This is a genomic window from Acinetobacter sp. AG3, from assembly GCF_022343575.1.
Lineage (GTDB): Bacteria > Pseudomonadota > Gammaproteobacteria > Pseudomonadales > Moraxellaceae > Acinetobacter > Acinetobacter guillouiae.
In genome coordinates this window covers 2,292,452-2,308,029 of record NZ_JAKQZD010000001.1, presented here as the reverse complement: position 1 = coordinate 2,308,029, position 15,578 = coordinate 2,292,452, and the positions used below count along the sequence as shown (strand labels likewise).

Sequence of the window (15,578 nt, the reverse complement as noted above, 5' to 3'; positions counted from 1 at the left end):
CTTATATAGAGAACAGTTGCGATATTTAAGGGGGATATGATGAAAGACTTAAATGACCTGTATTATTTTACCAAAGTGATTGAATATGGTGGCTTTTCAGCTGCAAGTAATGCGTTGGGTGTGACCAAATCATTGTTAAGTCGAAGAGTTGCGGAATTGGAAAACCGTTTAGGAGTAAAACTTCTCAATCGAACCACCAAAAGAATTTCGATTACAGATGTCGGGAACATATATTTACAACACTGTAAAGCAATGCTTGTGGAAGCTGAATCAGCTGATGAGGCAATCGCACTGTTAAGCGCAGAGCCGACTGGAATTGTAAAAATTTCTTGTCCTACAAATTTATTGCATATTAATGTCAGTAAAATGTTGAATAAGTTTTTAGCACGTTATCCGAAAGTTAAATTGCATGTGGAAGCGACAAATAGAAAGGTAGACTTGTTTAATGAACGTTATGACGTTGCAATTCGAATCAGACCCTTACCTTTAAAAGATAGTGATTTGATTGTACGTAGCCTATCTATTTCAAAACAATTTATTGTCGCAAGCCCTGATTTGTTGAATCAACATTTCTTGATTAAAACACCAGAAGAATTAACAAGATTACCTATTTTAATGATGGAGTCTTTGTCCTTTGAATATCATTGGGATCTATATAACTCTAAAAATGAACTATATGTGGTTAAGGATGAGCCTAGACTAACCACTACTGATTTAAGTGCATTGCATTTAGCGACTTTAGATGGCTTGGGAATTGCAAAACTACCGGAATTAATTATTGCTGAAGACTTAAAAGCGGGCAGACTGGTTAAAGTGATTCCTGAGTGGGAACCGATGCCAGAGCTTATTCATTTGGCCTATACTTCTAGAAGAGGTCTATTACCATCGGTAAAAGCTTTAATCGAGTTTTTGGTCACTGAGTTTGATCAAGTTTAATTCTTTACAAGAATCAGCTTTATTCACCCGCCAATATCTTTGATCGACAACAGGTGAATACTGCAATTGGCATTGAATAAACTGTCATAATTGTTAGAATGCATTTCTTTCGCTGTTTTCATGTTATTTTTATTTTGTATTTAGGCTGCAAGATGACCAATAACGTTATAGTAAACAGTATTTTAATTAAGGATTTTTTAATGTTATCAATTTATTTAACAGATGTTCAGGAAAATGTGCAGTTTAAAGATTACCCTGGTGAGCACCCTGTTAAATTTATTTTAAATTTCAAAAAGATTTTTCCAAGTGTAATGGAAATTTTACTCCCAGTACTTCCTGATGATGAAGACTTGGATAAAATGACTTGGGAATCCACAACTGAAGATTTTGAGATTTTTAAGAAACTCCTTACAGGTTGGGGCGTGATTGAGTTACGTTTACAAGCGATTAGCCAATATAAGAATAAAAATTTCGCAGACCAACTGCTTAAACAAGCTCAAGCCAAACGTAAAGAATTTGCAAAAAAGCAGCAACAATTGTCTACGGTTGAACTGGACTACTTATTTATGCATGAAACACATGCATTGATTGACGCTGAATTGGTTGAGTTAGGTGAAAAATTCTATTTACCTACTTTGCGAGATATTTGGAAAAATACTGTACCTGCCAAAGTGCTGAATGCTAATTTCTAGTCAAACATAAGCAATAGATTGAAATAATCAAATTCAAGTATAAAAGGCAGTTTTAAACTGCCTTTTATTTTTTTATTCATCTGTTTACGTTTTTTAAATTGTAGGCCCAAGCGTATAAAACATAAAAAATAGAATAAATATTGAACTGATGATACTTAATATATTTAAAACTTTCATTTTTTAACCAATTGCGATATCTAAATTTTGAGTGGAAACATTTTTAATGCTTGGATTTTATTCGGCAGTTGTTTAAGCATGATGACAATGATTTAAATGAGGTCATTCATTTAGCAAGTCTTTATGATTTGATTTTAAATGTTGGTACTTCTTATTCAATCTTCTTTATTACGCGTTTGTAGGATAAAACTTCTGATTGTAGATTGTTAGATGGTATATGTCGTGATTTCTATATCTAGGAGTTGCTTAGGGTCTGTTGACAATTCGTCTAGGTTTGCGACTACGTGTGTTTTTTAGGCGATACAAGGCACGAAATATGAAATTTAGTCATTCTAAATGAATAGTTCGTAACGAAGTAGCGGCAAAAAACACGCTAGTCCCCCGCTGCGCCTTGCGCTGCAAACAAAGCAGTGCTTTGTTCTTGCTCAGGGTTGTGGCTAAAATTATCTCAGTCTGTGTTATGAAACTTGAAAATAGTCTCGCTATTATCCTTCATGCTTTACGACGTATACGTCTCATGCTCAATTTTAACCTACAACGCAAGCCATTTATGAAATGTCTATAGACCCTTATATTTCTTCTAATTCACTTTTGCTTAGAAACATATGACAAAAGTAGATATTTCTAGCAAGTTTTTTTATGTTGTAATACTTTTGATTTTAATCAATTCATACTTGTTATGATTTTTTAAAATATCTTGATAATCTTTTTTAAAGTATCGGATTTCCCCGGGGATATATCCAAGGATATTCAGCAATGTCGAATAATTTTTTAGATTTAATTCATAAACGCCGTACAATTTATGCGATTGGACGTCATGTTAATCAATCTCCTGATCATCTTACTGATTTGATTCAGCAAGCGATCAAGCAAAGCCCATCTTCTTTTAACTCGCAATCATCTCGTGCAGTGATCTTGTTTAATGCTGAACATGAGAAGTTCTGGAACTTTGTAAAAGTTCAACTCAAAGCTTATGCCAAAGATGAAGCAAGTGCCTTAAAAACAGAGACTAAAATAGACAGTTTTATCGCAGGCTTTGGTACCGTTCTTTTCTTTGAAGATTTAGATGTGATCCAAAACTTACAGGAAAAATTTCCAGCTTATGCAGAAAACTTTCCGATTTGGGCTGAACACTCTACAGCAATCGCACAATTTTCAACGTGGACAACCTTAAATAGCGAGGGTATTGGTGCATCCTTACAGCACTACAATCCAATTGTCGATGAACAAGTCCATGCGGAATGGGATATACCCAAAACTTGGAAACTTCGTGCACAGTTGGTGTTTGGTTCAATTGAAGCGGAGGCTGCTGAAAAAGCCTATATCGATGATGCTGTGCGTTTTAAAGTGTTTAAATAATTTTTTATTTTCTCTAGCTTCTTGGCTTGCTCAGCCAAGAAGCTTTGCTATTGAAAATGCTAATCAATCTATTGATCTAATTATACAAAGTGTCGGTTATTTAGACCCAATTTCTTTTCGCAGACTGTTTAGAAAGAAAACCAGCTTAAAACCCTTAGAGTATCGTTGTAGTAGATTCAGTCGTCGAGTATCAGCTTTTCAATTGAATTTAGCTTGAAAGTTGAGTTGTTGCTATTTACTCACTAAAAGCTGAGGCGACGATGGACGCTTTTTTAAGTTTTATTGATCATTGCTATATAACAAACAAATCATTAAAAAAGAAAACGATTTCCAAAAAAGTGCTAAAGAGGCTTTGATTTAAAATTTAAATGTACTATAGTAAAGCTAGAAAAGTTGAGTAATATGCTTGGTTTTTATGCAGTTGATTCTTTATTTCAAGTTAAAGATCTACAGTTAAAAGCAAACTTATACTTTTTTCTATCTCTCTCAATATGAGCAATCAATTGTGTTAAGAAGCAGTGGTCTGTTGCTGGCATTTGCAACAGTATTTTTACAGCTTGCGGTTTTTTTACAGCCGTTATTACCTGAGCAGTATCAAATTGCTCCGGTCTGTGAAGACATCACTCAAGCTTTATTGCGACCAACACATGCACATCTTCATCATGAGCAAGAATCTAGTTTTATTCATCACTATTTACATTTAGATCAAGCCCAACAAGCAAGCAGTTCAAGTCATGATCATCATGACATTAACCATCAATGTCAGTATTGTGTGGTATATGGCAATTTAGTGATGCCACCAGAAATTGGCGTAAAAGAAATCCTAGTGCGTATTCAAGTACGTTTAATGGCTTATGTTGAAAACTTTCAGCATGTCTATTTTCAATTACAACGCCTGTTTCTGATTCCTCAAGGGCGAGCCCCACCTGTAGTCTTTGCATAACACATTCACCGATCCATAGGTTTAGCATTTTTAAATAAAGGCTTTAAAGCCATGCGATCGTATTTCGAATTTATTGTGTAGAGAATGATCATGATTTTTCAAAATTTCCTCGATTTGCAGGAAAGCAGCCTTTGCATGCTATTTTTAGTATTGTTTAAAAATACCGCAAAAAGAAAACAACAGATTGTACTGAATGTTCAGGCGTATGCTGAGTGTGTACAACAAAAAATGTTTATCAATGTATTCAAAACTCAATCTTTACCAACTTTACCAATGAATAAGGTGATGTCATGGATCTAGGATTAACTGCTTTAGAATTGGCGCGTATTCAGTTTGCTTTTACTGTTTCTTTCCATATTATTTTTCCTTCAATTTCTATCGGGCTTGCAAGCTTTTTAGCTGTGCTTGAATGGCGCTGGCTAAAAACTCAAAATCCTGTTTACCAAGATTTATTTAAATTCTGGGTGAAAATTTTTGCTGTCGCTTTTGGGATGGGCGTGGTTTCTGGTGTGGTGATGAGTTATCAGTTTGGAACAAACTGGAGTGAATTTTCACGTGTTGCAGGCTCGGTAACTGGTCCATTACTGGCTTATGAAGTGCTGAGTGCATTTTTCTTAGAAGCTGGTTTCCTTGGCATTATGCTCTTTGGTTGGGGGCGCGTAGGTCCTCGGGCGCATTTCTTTGCAACGGCTATGGTGGCGATTGGTACCTGTATTTCAATGTTTTGGATTTTATCTTCAAACAGTTGGATGCAAACACCACAAGGCTTTAGCATCGAAAATGGGATTATCGTGCCGCAAGATTGGTTTGCAATTGTGTTTAACCCCTCATTTCCTTACCGTTTAGCCCATATGGCTGCGGCAGCATTCCTTGTTTCAGCCTTACTGGTGGCTGCAACTGCTGCTTGGCATTTATTAAAAGGACGCCGTGACGCATTAATCAAAAAATCGTTCTCTATGGCATTGTGGATGATTCTGGTCCTTGCACCATTACAGGTTCTCATCGGTGATAATCACGGTCTAAATACCTTAAAACATCAGCCTGCTAAACTTGCAGCGATTGAAGGGCATTGGGAAACCAATAAAGGTGAGGGTATGCCGCTATATCTGTTTGGTATTCCAGATATGCAAGCAGAAGAAACTAAATATGCTATTGGTATTCCAAATCTTGGCAGCTTAATCATGACCCATACGCTGGATGGTGAGGTAAAAGGCTTAAAAGAGTTTGCACCTGAAGATCGTCCTAATTCTACTGTGGTGTTCTGGAGCTTTAGAATCATGGTTGGAATGGGCATATTGATGATTCTACTCGCCGTGATGGCATTGTTTCTACGCAAAGGCGGCAAGCTTTATGAAAACAAATGGTTACACCGTTTTGCTTTTGCTATGGGACCTTCAGGATTTATTGCCTTGCTTGCAGGCTGGTTTACCACAGAAGTTGGTCGTCAACCGTGGGTGGTATATGGAGTGATGCGAACCAAAGATGCTTTATCTCCAGTTTCTGCGGAACAAGTTGGCCTCACTTTAATTATTTTCGTTGTGGTGTATTGCATCGTATTTGGCATCGGCATTTACTATATGTTGAAATTGATGCACAAAGGTCCACAATTTATCTACGCCACACCAGAAAGTGTAGCGCATAGTGAAGAAGCGGTTATTTTGGCCTCTAAACGTCCATTGACGAGTGTTGAAGATAGCGTTGATTCCAATGAACAGGAGCGTAAATAATGATTGATTTATCTCTGATTTGGATTGTCATTATCGCCATTGGTGTATTCATCTATGTAGTATTAGATGGTTTTGATTTAGGGATTGGGATTTTATTTCCCTTTGTTAAAGATCAACACGAACGTGATGTGATGATGAACACCGTTGCACCTGTTTGGGATGGTAATGAAACCTGGATGGTATTGGGCGGTGCAGCATTATATGCGGCGTTTCCAATGGTCTATGCCACTGTATTATCCGCATTATATATGCCAGTTATCCTTATGGTGATTGCTTTAATTTTCCGTGGTGTGGCTTTTGAGTTTCGTTTTAAAGCCAATCGAACCAAACACTTATGGGACAAAGCATTTATTGGTGGATCAATACTTGCCAGCTTTTTCCAAGGGATGATTCTTGGTGCGTATATTCAAGGGATTAAAGTTGAAAACCATATGTATGCAGGTGGTGGTTTAGACTGGTTATCGCCGTTTACTGTGTTTACAGGTATTGGTGTTGTTGTACTTTACGCAGCACTGGGTTGTGGATGGTTAATTTTTAAAACTGAACTTGATTTACAAGATCGTATGTATCAGTTGATGCCTAAATTAATCGTTGCTTTGTTTGTCATCTTTGGCGCAGTCAGTATTTATACCCCGATGGCGCATCCTGAAATTGCAGCACGCTGGTTTAGCCAACCACAATTGATGTATTTTAGTCCTGTACCCATATTGGTGGTGCTGTTTACTTTTCTTGTGCTTCGCGCATGTAAAAAGCGTAATGAACTAAGCCCATTCCTTTATACCTTGGCTTTGGTTTTCCTTGCTTATACTGGGTTTATCATCAGTTTGTGGCCTTATGTTATTCCGCCATCAGTGACTATCTGGGAAGCTGCCGCGCCACAGAGCAGCCAATTATTTGCTTTAATTGGTGCATTGATTTTAATTCCAATTATTTTGATCTATACCGGGCTTTCGTATTGGGTGTTCCGAGACAAAGTTCGAATCGGTGATGAAGGTTATCACTAAGGTTAAACGTAGCATGTTTAGTCTTTTGGCTTGAGTAAAAAATAGCCTAATCAAGACTAAACATGCAGCAGGGTAAAAATTTAAAGCTTTAAATGAGGTAAGCAAGTATGAAACTATCTCAAACACAATGGTTTGTCGTGTTATGGCTAGGTGGATTTCTAACATTGGCGATTATTGCTGGTTTTTTTAGAATGTTGATTCAGTTGGCCTACTAAGGTTTTACTGAATAAAAAATGAGGAACTATGTTCCTCATTTTTTATTTAATTTTTTGTTTTAGCGAATCGACAATAAAAATAATCTGTATATAAGCGGCTTCTAACAAATTAATAAATTTTTTTCATCAATCAAAAAATGATCATCTTTGATTAAATCAGGCCAAGGGTGAAAACGGTTTGGTTTTTATTGAATGGGTTATATGACGTGACAAAGGTAAATTGTTTTTTTAAATAGATGTTACTCAGATTGGGCTTAATTCTATGTGGTTAGAATTTTTTCTAGTACTTTAAAAATAATTTGAAAATCATCATCCTCTAACCAAGCTGAATTACTAATGGTAAAACTTTGTGCTGCGAAGCGCGTTGCATTTGGCGTATCGGCATGTATATGCGATAACGCTGGATAGTGGGAAATTGAACGTACAATAAGTTTGGTTATGCCTAAACCTGAGCACCAAAGTTCATCTAATATTTTTTGACATAATCTTTCGTTTTCTACAAAACAAATCAAAAAGGGAAAAGTTGCCTGAGTATTTATCTGTTCATCAAATATATGTAAGTTTGGCAATAATCTTAATTGTAAGATACGCTTTTTAGCTCGCTGTCTTGCTTGTTGCCAATGTAGTGGAAGGCGTGTACTGGCATGTGCTGCGACTTGACTGCGCCATTTTCCAAGTTGATGAATAGGGATACTGTCGAGATCAAAGTTATCACCTACAGCTGTGATTTCATCATGGTTTTCTAGCGCCTTACGCAAAGGTTTGCCATAGAGCCATGTTAAAGTTGCAGGACGATAAAGCAAACTATACGCCATCAACTCCAAACAACGTTTCAGCTCCCATTGCTTGAGCAGAGGTAATGTTAGGGAACTCTCATAAAGTTGCTGGTTGATTTCTAGATCTCGACTAAACAATACACCTCCTTCAGCACTGGTTAGTCCTTTGCCAAAAGCCAGACTAAAAAATGCAATATCTCCAATTAGCCCTACGCTTTGATAATGGGTTTTAGCACCCATAGATTGAGCAGCATCTTCAATGATAAAGGTCTGATAATGTCGGGCAATTTCTTGGACTAAGCTAAAATCATAAACTAGACCAGCAAAATGAGTCACCACAATTGCCAAGGTATTTGCATTGGTTAATTGTTGTAGTTGTTGAATCTCAAAATTTAAGCTATTGGTTTCTATGTCACATAGAACGGGCGTTAATCCTATTTTCTCAATCGCCAGTGCCACCAACGGACATGTCCATGCTGGAATAATGACTTGTTTACGTCGTGGCTGTCTTTTTTCTAGCGTTTGCAAGGCAAGAATTAGAGCAACTGTACCTGAGCAAGTTAAACTCGGTTGAGGAATATTGAGTAAATGGCTTAGATATGTGGATAGATCTGTTTGACGAGCAGAAGGAAACAGATCTCTAAAATTAATCGTGAGGCCATTGGTCGGTGGGATTTCTTTTTTCATATTTAGATGTCGTAAGTCATATTCCTATGTATTGGTTCAAATAGGGTGTGGTTTTACTTCAGTAATTCATTGGTTGAAAGATGTTGTTTTGACTCATCTTTTGCTAAGAAAAGTACACCAATTAAAATCAGTGTTGCGCCTAGTACTTTTGCAAAGGTGAGTGGTTCATTAAACAACCATATAGACAGAAGCGTGACGCTAATCAACTCCAAATGTGATGCAGCAAAGGCAGGTCCAACAGGTGCATGTTTGAGTAAAGTCATCCATGTAAAAAAGGCCCCGATATAGCCAATAATTGCCCCATAAATCCAATAATGACTCAAGATACGGATTAACCAAGCCATATCATAAGTCAGTGGCATTGCATGGATGGACGCAAATTTAAAACTGATTTGGGCCAAGGTGTCAAAAGACATTAATATGATAAAACCGATGATATAAAATAACTTCATGTGCCTAATCCCACAACAGTGACGCCTAAGCTAATTAAGATGACACCGATCAGTCGATTACGTGTGAGCTTTTCATTGAAAAATAAACGCCCAGCGATAAGGATGACAACGATATTGATACTGCCTAACATCACACCATCAGACAATGGGACTAAGGAAAGGAAAATAAGCCAAGTGAAAAACTCAATGATATAACTGGTGATACCAATCCAAATCCAGGGGCGTATTGCCATTGCTTTCCAATGTGCAATGCCATCATGTTGAGTATTTTCTGATGCTGCTGCCTTAAAAGCCAGTTGACCGATAGTATCAATGACAATAGTTAGAAACCAGACAGCAGCAATAGCTAAATTCACGCAGGTTCACCATGTTTTAAATTCGCTTCAACAGTGCTTATTCCAGCTGACTTTTCTACAGGGTTGGAAATAACAGCCAATTGTTGATGTTGCTTGATGAAATTTAATGATGCTTCAATGACTTGTTTACGATCGTTATCAATCGTGATCATATGGTAGCTTTCGTAAAGCCAAATTAATTGTTTTTGGCCCGATACTTTGTCATAGATCAACTGACTATTTTTTTTATCCGCAATATCATCATGAAATGCATGTAAACAAAGCGTCGGAGCGGTAATTTTATATAAATTTTTACCAACATTTTTGGATAAGCGTTGCATCTGATAAAGTGAATGCCAAGGATTACCTGGCAATCCAGCTTTACTACTATCATCACTTTTCATGGCTTCTAGAATACGCATACGCAATTGTTGGTTTTTAATGCCGTAAGGCTCAGTTTCATCAAAGGCACTATTTTTAAAAATATTTAAATGCGAAACGATAGGTAAAACGATAGGCGCGAGTATTTTTGACCATCGTGGAATACTCCAACCATCAAATTTAAATGTTGGGCTATAACAAATCACTCCAGAAACTGGATGTTCTGAAGCATATTTAAGTGCCAATAACGAGCCCATAGATAATCCAATGACAAATATTTCATCAGTATGCTTTTTTAATTCTTCAGCAGCTTGGCAAATACTTGAATACCAGTCTTCCCATTTTGTTTGGACCAAGTCTTGCATTGTTCCGCAATGTCCTGCGAGCTGTACGGCTAAGACACTATAGCCCATTTGCTGACAGGGCTTTGCCACACTACGCATTTCATTAGGTGTGCCTGTTAAACCATGGATCAGTAGTACACCAGTACGACTTCCATTGATGAAGAATGAGTTATCTTTAATCATGCAAGCACCATAATCGTTGGATCAAGTTCAAAATCACTCATCAGTAACTTTTCTAAAGGTTGATGAATTTCTGTAATATTTTTAAAAGGCGTATATAAAATTTGTTTTTCGCGGCAATGTTCAATCAGGGATTTTTTTGCAAAGACATAATTTGCACTTTCGGCAAGACAAAAATCTGAACGACCATCGCCAATTAAAATAATATTTGCCTGATGATTCATCTCAGCAATTTTGCATTTACAGGTGCCACTTGCACTTTTACAGGCTAAATTGGTATTTGGAAATTCTAATCGCCATTGGTATTCATTTACTTGAACCAAATGATTCGCGATAACTGGAAGATGCCCAAGATTATACTTAGATAAAATATATTGAATCACCAGATCTAAACCATCGCTAACAATGGTCAGTGGTATGTTATGTAAAGCGCTCAATTGCACCAGATTTAAAAAACCAGCATCAATTTCTATTTGATCTAAACATTGATAAAACGCTTGTTGATTCATATGCAATAAAGCGATTTGTTGTTGCATACATTGCTTTGAGCCAATCAATCCTTGTTCCCATTGCTGCTCAATGGCTTGCCATCCATCTAAGGCAAAAGTTTCCAATAAATGATCAGTTGTATCATTTAAACTAATAGTCCCATCAAAATCACATAATATATGCCAAAGGTTTTGTGAGGTCGTATTCTGTTGCGGGCTTATCAGGAACATAATAAGTTTTACCACTGTTATTTTAATAAACTTGTCACATAAATTAATTTTCGATTCTTAATTAAATCTTATGGGAAATTAGTGGCAAAAAGATGACGTTGCTGTATTGTAAAAAAGTGTAATTTATTAAAATTATTTAATTTATTAAAAATTAATAACTTATTTTTTTATCGCCTCAAATTAAAGGAATTTAAAATTCATATTTTTGACTGAATTAAGTTTCGGGTCACAAAACAAAACAATGTTAATGGAATTTTACTTTTTTTTAAGATTCGCATAAGAAAGCAAATTCATATTTAGCCCACATCGCAAATATGCTGATTTCAGATTTGAAGTCATTATAAAAATGCGTTGAATGGACCGAAATATGAACAATCATTTAAAACCCATAAAACTTGCACCGATTATCGGAATACTACTTAGTTCATCCTATGTATATGCAAATGATGATCAGCCTGCAGCTTTAAGTATTGGTGCAAATTACACTGTCGATTTTCAGCCATATAAAGGAAAACGTACCTATCAGAGCTTATTACCTACAGCTTTCTATGATAACGGTCGCGTTTATTTAGAAGGCGATGAAGCCGGTGTTTATCTTTTAAATGATGATCACAATGAACTGCGGTTAAATGCTGCATACGATGGCAGCAGTTATGACCCGAGTGGGGAGCTGACTGGACTACAACGCCGTAAATGGTCAGTCATGGCGGGTGGTAGTTATATGCGAATAACGCCATTTGGGGGTTTTAAGGCCCAGATTGGAACAGACGTACTTTCTCGAAGTAAGGGCACGATTGCCACAGTATCTTATCTGGCCGAAATCAGTCGTGGTAAATGGTCTTTTTACCCTGAAATCGGCGTGCAATGGAACAATGCTAAATATAACCAATATTACTATGGCGTAAGTTCATTAGAAGCCCAACGCACAGGTATCAGTTCTTATCAACCCAGCTCAAGCTTTCATCCTTTTTTAGGGATGGCAGCTGATTACCAGATTTCAAAAGATTGGAGTGCTTTTGGCACTTTAAACGTCGATTTTCTTTCAAAGGAACAAACAAATAGTCCAATGATTGACCGACGTACAGATATTTATCCATCCATCGGCATCAAATATAAATTTTGAATGTAACTCATTTCTCCACTCAGATTTTGTTTCAAAACAAAACTGAATCAATTAAAAGCTCGAAAAAGGTAACAACATGAATATCAAAGAAAACCATCTTTTTGCAGAAGGTCAGGCCATGACAAAACGTGAACCATTAGATGAAGCACAACTCTTGGCGGATGAAGCCAAATATTGTTCGTATGGCGATACCGTGCATTATGTCAATCCGCCTAATATTTTTACAGATTGTCGAGGTAGCTATGTTTACAATGACCAAGGCACGCCATTTCTTGATCTTCAAATGTGGTATTCAGCAGTTAATTTTGGTTATAAAAACCCACGCCTAGACCAAGCATTAATTAATCAAATTCATACCTTACCTCAAATTGCCAGCCAATATTTACACCCAACTAAAATTGAATTGAGCAAAGTCATTGCCGAAGATATGTTGAAAAAGACCGGCGTAAAGGGACGTATTCACTATAATGTTGGTGGATCACAAGCGATCGAAGATTCATTGAAATTGGTGCGAAATTTCTGTCATGGTAAAAGCCGTATGTTTGCTTTTGAAGGCGGCTATCATGGTCGAACTTTAGGGGCTTCTTCAATTACCTCAAGCTATCGCTATCGCCGTCGTTATGGTCATTTTGGTGAACGTGCTCAATTTATCCCTTTCCCATATCCTTTTAGACGTCCTAAAGGGATGACAGCTGAAGAGTATGCAGTAAAACTTGTGGCTGAGTTTAAACGCTTATTTGAAAATGAATATCATGGTGTTTGGGATCCTAAAGTTCGCGAAAGTGAATTTGCCGCTTTCTATATTGAAACGATTCAAGGAACAGGTGGTTATGTCATTCCACCTATGAATTTTTATCCAGAGTTAAAAAAAGTTTTAGATGAACATGGAATTTTATTGGTTGTTGATGAAATCCAAATGGGCTTTTATCGTACTGGTAAATTGTGGTCATTTGAACATTTCGGTATTACCCCAGATGTATTGGTATTTGGTAAAGCTCTGACCAATGGTTTAAATCCGCTTGCAGGCGTTTGGGCGAAAGAAGAAATCATTAATCCTGAAGTTTTCCCTGTTGGATCAACGCACTCGACTTTTGCATCAAATCCATTGGGTACGGCAGTGGGGCTTGAAGTCATGAAAATGCTGGCCGAGAAAGATTATGAAAAACAAATTATGGAAAGTGGTGCATATTTCCTTGAAGGCTTAAAAGATCTACAGAAACGCCATCCTGAAATTGGTGATGTTGATGGGTTAGGCTTAGCTTTACGTGCAGAAATATGTCAAGTGGATGGCTTTACTCCAAATAAAGCATTATTGGACAAAATGGTAGATATTGGTCTTTCAGGTACTTTGGAGTATCAAGGTGAAAAAAGTGGTCTAGTCTTAGATGTGGGCGGCTATTACAAAAATGTGATTACATTTGCACCAAACTTGGAAATCTCACGTGCTGAAATTGATCAAGCAATGGTTTTATTAGAGCAGTTATTACTACGTGCTAAAAAAGAGCTGTGATTCAGTAGGTTGAATTTATGACAATGCAAACCGATCTCAATCAATTGGAACCACATTCACTGGTAGATGCTTTTATTCAGCATCCACCTAAAATGTTTGATGTAAATGATTCAAGCGATTTTTTAACTTTTTTTACAACAGATTTTAATCTACTCACGACTTTAGATCTTCCTGTAAAAAAACGCATTGAATCTACATTAGGTTATTCATATTGGGGGCGGTTTTTGCATTTAAAAACATGTTTTATTGGAACGACCGTAACCGAATATAGCCCACTTATCAGTAGTTTACCGGTCAGTGATTTGCTGCAACAACTCAAGCAACGTATAGGCCAGCAAAGTTTAACGATTATTAAAGATTTACCAATAAATTCGCCTTTATTAACTGCGCGAGAGAATCTCTATAGTCAGCAATTTATTGAAGTTGCAGAGCGTGCCGGTTTTCTGGCGATAGAAGGGCAAGCTTTGGCTTATGTGCCAATTGATTTTGAAAATCGAGAAGATTATTTAGCAAAATTTTCAAAAAGCCGCCGTAAAAATTTGAAACGCAAGTTGAAAAGCTTAGACGATTTACGGGTTGAGATACTCGATACAGGTGCGCAACAATTTGCACAGCACGCATTTCGAGCGCAGTTATATCAGTTATTTTTAAATGTTTACAATCAAAGTGAGGTTCACTTTGACTTACTCACTGCTGAGTTCTTTGATGAAATTTTGCAAGATGCTGAAAATGGTGGCAAAGTTTTTTTGTATTGGAAAGCGCAAATTTTAGTGGGATATAACATTTGTTTTGTGTACCAAGGTAATCTTGTTGATAAATATATTGGTTTAAATTATCCCTTAGCCATTGAATATAATCTTTATTTTATCAGTTGGTTCATCAATCTGGATTATGCCAAACAACATCATTTAAAATTTTACATTGCTGGTTGGACAGACCCTGAAGTAAAGGCTCAGTTGGGTGCTAAGTTTACTTTTACACGGCATTTAGTCTGGATTAAACAACCTATATTAAGATTTGTACTCAGACGACTACGCCATTTGTTTGAAGCAGATGCACATTGGCATGAAAGTATGCAGGAGTCAAAATCATGAATAGCATTAGGCAACATGTTGTTCTCAATTTTGATGGTTCAGTCGAGATTTCGAATGCTGCGCAAAACATCGATCTTGCCAGTTGGCAAGAACAAATCCGTTTTGGATGTCATTGGAAAAAATTTCAGCAACTTGAAGATTATCTAGCCGAGCAATTACCTCCATCAGATCAATTGGGTTGTGTATTTATGGGAAGTGGTGATTATCATCATATAACCCAGCTGCTTTTAAAACGGATAACAAACAATGAACCTGTTCATTTAATTGTTTGTGACAATCACCCTGACAATATGCGTTATCCGTTTGGAATACACTGCGGTTCATGGGTGTATTGGGCCAGTCAATTGCCACAGGTTGCCCGGATCGATGTGATCGGCATCAGCTCAAGTGATATTAGCTTAAAACATGCATGGGAAAACCATTGGTCTCCTTTATATAAGGGCAAATTGCATTATTGGAGTATTCAACAAAAGGCGAATTGGACCCAATGGATTGGCGCACAACATGCATGGCATGGTTATGATGAGCCAGACCAATTAATGTCAGATTTTTTTAATGAAATACAAAAAATTGATCTACCTATATATTTATCTATAGATAAGGATGTGTTGTCTAAAGATGTGGTGATGACCAATTGGGATCAAGGGCATTTTTTAGAAAAACATTTGCAGGATCTAATTCAAACTTGTTCAGCGCGTCTAATCGGAGCCGATATTACTGGGGATGTCTCAGCTTTTCATTATCAAAGTCGATTGAAAAGGTTTTTAAGTGAATCCGATGGGCAACAAGAGCCGACCCAAATCGAAATTGCTCAATGGCAAATACATCAGCAAGCATTAAATCAAAGATTGCTTAACAGTATTCATCACGCCTGGAAAATAGATGAATAAAACAGATCGTATTCGGTCTCATGTTATAACAACA

The 15,578-nt window shown here is 36.9% G+C and carries 17 protein-coding genes; 12 read left to right on the top strand and 5 right to left on the bottom strand.

What is annotated here, in order from left to right; genetic code table 11:
* Positions 1 to 39 precede the first annotated feature (39 nt).
* From L3V46_RS10725 to L3V46_RS10690, 8 genes are all read left to right on the top strand, one after another.
* Positions 40 to 936: a LysR substrate-binding domain-containing protein gene (locus L3V46_RS10725; RefSeq protein WP_239045676.1), complete on the top strand. Its 897-nt coding sequence runs from the start codon at positions 40 to 42 to the stop codon at positions 934 to 936.
* Between the two features lie 200 nt (positions 937 to 1,136).
* A complete protein-coding gene (locus tag L3V46_RS10720; protein ID WP_004821426.1) occupies positions 1,137 to 1,628 on the top strand; it encodes a hypothetical protein in 492 nt (163 codons plus the stop codon).
* A gap of 933 nt (positions 1,629 to 2,561) precedes the next feature.
* Positions 2,562 to 3,164, top strand: coding sequence for a nitroreductase family protein (locus L3V46_RS10715; RefSeq protein WP_239045675.1), 603 nt, complete (start codon positions 2,562 to 2,564; stop codon positions 3,162 to 3,164).
* Positions 3,165 to 3,666: 502 nt separating this feature from the next.
* Positions 3,667 to 4,107, top strand: coding sequence for a DUF2946 domain-containing protein (locus L3V46_RS10710; protein WP_035370977.1), 441 nt, complete (start codon positions 3,667 to 3,669; stop codon positions 4,105 to 4,107).
* A 135-nt stretch (positions 4,108 to 4,242) separates the two neighbouring features.
* Positions 4,243 to 4,407 (top strand): hypothetical protein, encoded by a 165-nt coding sequence (locus tag L3V46_RS10705; protein ID WP_239045674.1) that lies wholly within the window; start codon positions 4,243 to 4,245, stop codon positions 4,405 to 4,407.
* Positions 4,398 to 5,834 carry a cytochrome ubiquinol oxidase subunit I gene (locus L3V46_RS10700; protein ID WP_239045673.1) on the top strand — a complete coding sequence of 479 codons (1,437 nt, stop codon included), beginning with the start codon at positions 4,398 to 4,400 and terminating at the stop codon, positions 5,832 to 5,834. Before L3V46_RS10705 ends, L3V46_RS10700 begins: the two co-directional genes overlap by 10 nt.
* Positions 5,834 to 6,838, top strand: a complete 1,005-nt coding sequence (gene cydB, locus L3V46_RS10695; protein WP_239045672.1) for a cytochrome d ubiquinol oxidase subunit II — start codon at positions 5,834 to 5,836, stop codon at positions 6,836 to 6,838. Before L3V46_RS10700 ends, cydB begins: the two co-directional genes overlap by 1 nt.
* 107 nt (positions 6,839 to 6,945) lie before the next feature.
* The gene (locus tag L3V46_RS10690; protein WP_004821434.1) at positions 6,946 to 7,053 is read left to right on the top strand and encodes a DUF2474 family protein; all 108 of its coding nucleotides are present in this window, start codon (positions 6,946 to 6,948) and stop codon (positions 7,051 to 7,053) included.
* 260 nt (positions 7,054 to 7,313) lie between these two features.
* Here L3V46_RS10690 and L3V46_RS10685 read toward each other — a convergent pair whose 3' ends face one another.
* The 5 genes from L3V46_RS10685 to L3V46_RS10665 are packed head-to-tail and all read right to left on the bottom strand — an operon-like array spanning position 7,314 to position 10,927.
* Positions 7,314 to 8,516 (bottom strand): DegT/DnrJ/EryC1/StrS family aminotransferase, encoded by a 1,203-nt coding sequence (locus L3V46_RS10685; RefSeq protein ID WP_239045671.1) that lies wholly within the window; start codon positions 8,514 to 8,516, stop codon positions 7,314 to 7,316.
* A 53-nt stretch (positions 8,517 to 8,569) separates the two neighbouring features.
* Entirely contained in the window at positions 8,570 to 8,968 is a 399-nt protein-coding gene (locus tag L3V46_RS10680) for an EamA family transporter (RefSeq protein ID WP_239045670.1), read from the bottom strand.
* Positions 8,965 to 9,324 carry an EamA family transporter gene (locus L3V46_RS10675; RefSeq protein ID WP_239045669.1) on the bottom strand — a complete coding sequence of 120 codons (360 nt, stop codon included), beginning with the start codon at positions 9,322 to 9,324 and terminating at the stop codon, positions 8,965 to 8,967. The genes L3V46_RS10680 and L3V46_RS10675 overlap by 4 nt, the downstream gene beginning before the upstream one ends.
* Entirely contained in the window at positions 9,321 to 10,211 is an 891-nt protein-coding gene (locus L3V46_RS10670; protein WP_239045668.1) for an alpha/beta fold hydrolase, read from the bottom strand. The genes L3V46_RS10675 and L3V46_RS10670 overlap by 4 nt, the downstream gene beginning before the upstream one ends.
* Positions 10,208 to 10,927 (bottom strand): MtnX-like HAD-IB family phosphatase, encoded by a 720-nt coding sequence (locus L3V46_RS10665; RefSeq protein ID WP_096734076.1) that lies wholly within the window; start codon positions 10,925 to 10,927, stop codon positions 10,208 to 10,210. Before L3V46_RS10665 ends, L3V46_RS10670 begins: the two co-directional genes overlap by 4 nt.
* 367 nt (positions 10,928 to 11,294) lie before the next feature.
* Here L3V46_RS10665 and L3V46_RS10660 point away from each other — a divergent pair, with 367 nt between their 5' ends.
* The 4 genes from L3V46_RS10660 (at position 11,295) to L3V46_RS10645 (ending at position 15,544) form a co-directional block, all read left to right on the top strand.
* A complete protein-coding gene (locus L3V46_RS10660; RefSeq protein ID WP_034610468.1) occupies positions 11,295 to 12,050 on the top strand; it encodes a MipA/OmpV family protein in 756 nt (251 codons plus the stop codon).
* A 76-nt stretch (positions 12,051 to 12,126) separates the two neighbouring features.
* Positions 12,127 to 13,560, top strand: a complete 1,434-nt coding sequence (locus L3V46_RS10655; protein WP_239045667.1) for an aminotransferase class III-fold pyridoxal phosphate-dependent enzyme — start codon at positions 12,127 to 12,129, stop codon at positions 13,558 to 13,560.
* 23 nt (positions 13,561 to 13,583) lie between these two features.
* Complete coding sequence (locus L3V46_RS10650; RefSeq protein ID WP_171066906.1) at positions 13,584 to 14,654, top strand: GNAT family N-acetyltransferase; 1,071 nt, start codon at positions 13,584 to 13,586, stop codon at positions 14,652 to 14,654.
* Positions 14,651 to 15,544, top strand: coding sequence for a hypothetical protein (locus tag L3V46_RS10645; protein ID WP_004821452.1), 894 nt, complete (start codon positions 14,651 to 14,653; stop codon positions 15,542 to 15,544). Before L3V46_RS10650 ends, L3V46_RS10645 begins: the two co-directional genes overlap by 4 nt.
* Positions 15,545 to 15,578: the final 34 nt, after the last annotated feature.

What these genes read in the sequence shown, in the direction of transcription:
- L3V46_RS10725 (WP_239045676.1), top strand. Translation starts at nt 40, where the DNA reads ATGAAAGACTTAAATGACCTGTATTATTTTACCAAAGTGATTGAATAT.
- L3V46_RS10720 (WP_004821426.1), top strand. Translation starts at nt 1,137, where the DNA reads ATGTTATCAATTTATTTAACAGATGTTCAGGAAAATGTGCAGTTTAAA.
- L3V46_RS10715 (WP_239045675.1), top strand. Translation starts at nt 2,562, where the DNA reads ATGTCGAATAATTTTTTAGATTTAATTCATAAACGCCGTACAATTTAT.
- L3V46_RS10705 (WP_239045674.1), top strand. Translation starts at nt 4,243, where the DNA reads ATGCTATTTTTAGTATTGTTTAAAAATACCGCAAAAAGAAAACAACAG.
- L3V46_RS10700 (WP_239045673.1), top strand. Translation starts at nt 4,398, where the DNA reads ATGGATCTAGGATTAACTGCTTTAGAATTGGCGCGTATTCAGTTTGCT.
- cydB (WP_239045672.1), top strand. Translation starts at nt 5,834, where the DNA reads ATGATTGATTTATCTCTGATTTGGATTGTCATTATCGCCATTGGTGTA.
- L3V46_RS10690 (WP_004821434.1), top strand. Translation starts at nt 6,946, where the DNA reads ATGAAACTATCTCAAACACAATGGTTTGTCGTGTTATGGCTAGGTGGA.
- L3V46_RS10685 (WP_239045671.1), bottom strand. Translation starts at nt 8,516, where the DNA reads ATGAAAAAAGAAATCCCACCGACCAATGGCCTCACGATTAATTTTAGA.
- L3V46_RS10680 (WP_239045670.1), bottom strand. Translation starts at nt 8,968, where the DNA reads ATGAAGTTATTTTATATCATCGGTTTTATCATATTAATGTCTTTTGAC.
- L3V46_RS10670 (WP_239045668.1), bottom strand. Translation starts at nt 10,211, where the DNA reads ATGATTAAAGATAACTCATTCTTCATCAATGGAAGTCGTACTGGTGTA.
- L3V46_RS10665 (WP_096734076.1), bottom strand. Translation starts at nt 10,927, where the DNA reads ATGTTCCTGATAAGCCCGCAACAGAATACGACCTCACAAAACCTTTGG.
- L3V46_RS10660 (WP_034610468.1), top strand. Translation starts at nt 11,295, where the DNA reads ATGAACAATCATTTAAAACCCATAAAACTTGCACCGATTATCGGAATA.
- L3V46_RS10655 (WP_239045667.1), top strand. Translation starts at nt 12,127, where the DNA reads ATGAATATCAAAGAAAACCATCTTTTTGCAGAAGGTCAGGCCATGACA.
- L3V46_RS10650 (WP_171066906.1), top strand. Translation starts at nt 13,584, where the DNA reads ATGCAAACCGATCTCAATCAATTGGAACCACATTCACTGGTAGATGCT.
- L3V46_RS10645 (WP_004821452.1), top strand. Translation starts at nt 14,651, where the DNA reads ATGAATAGCATTAGGCAACATGTTGTTCTCAATTTTGATGGTTCAGTC.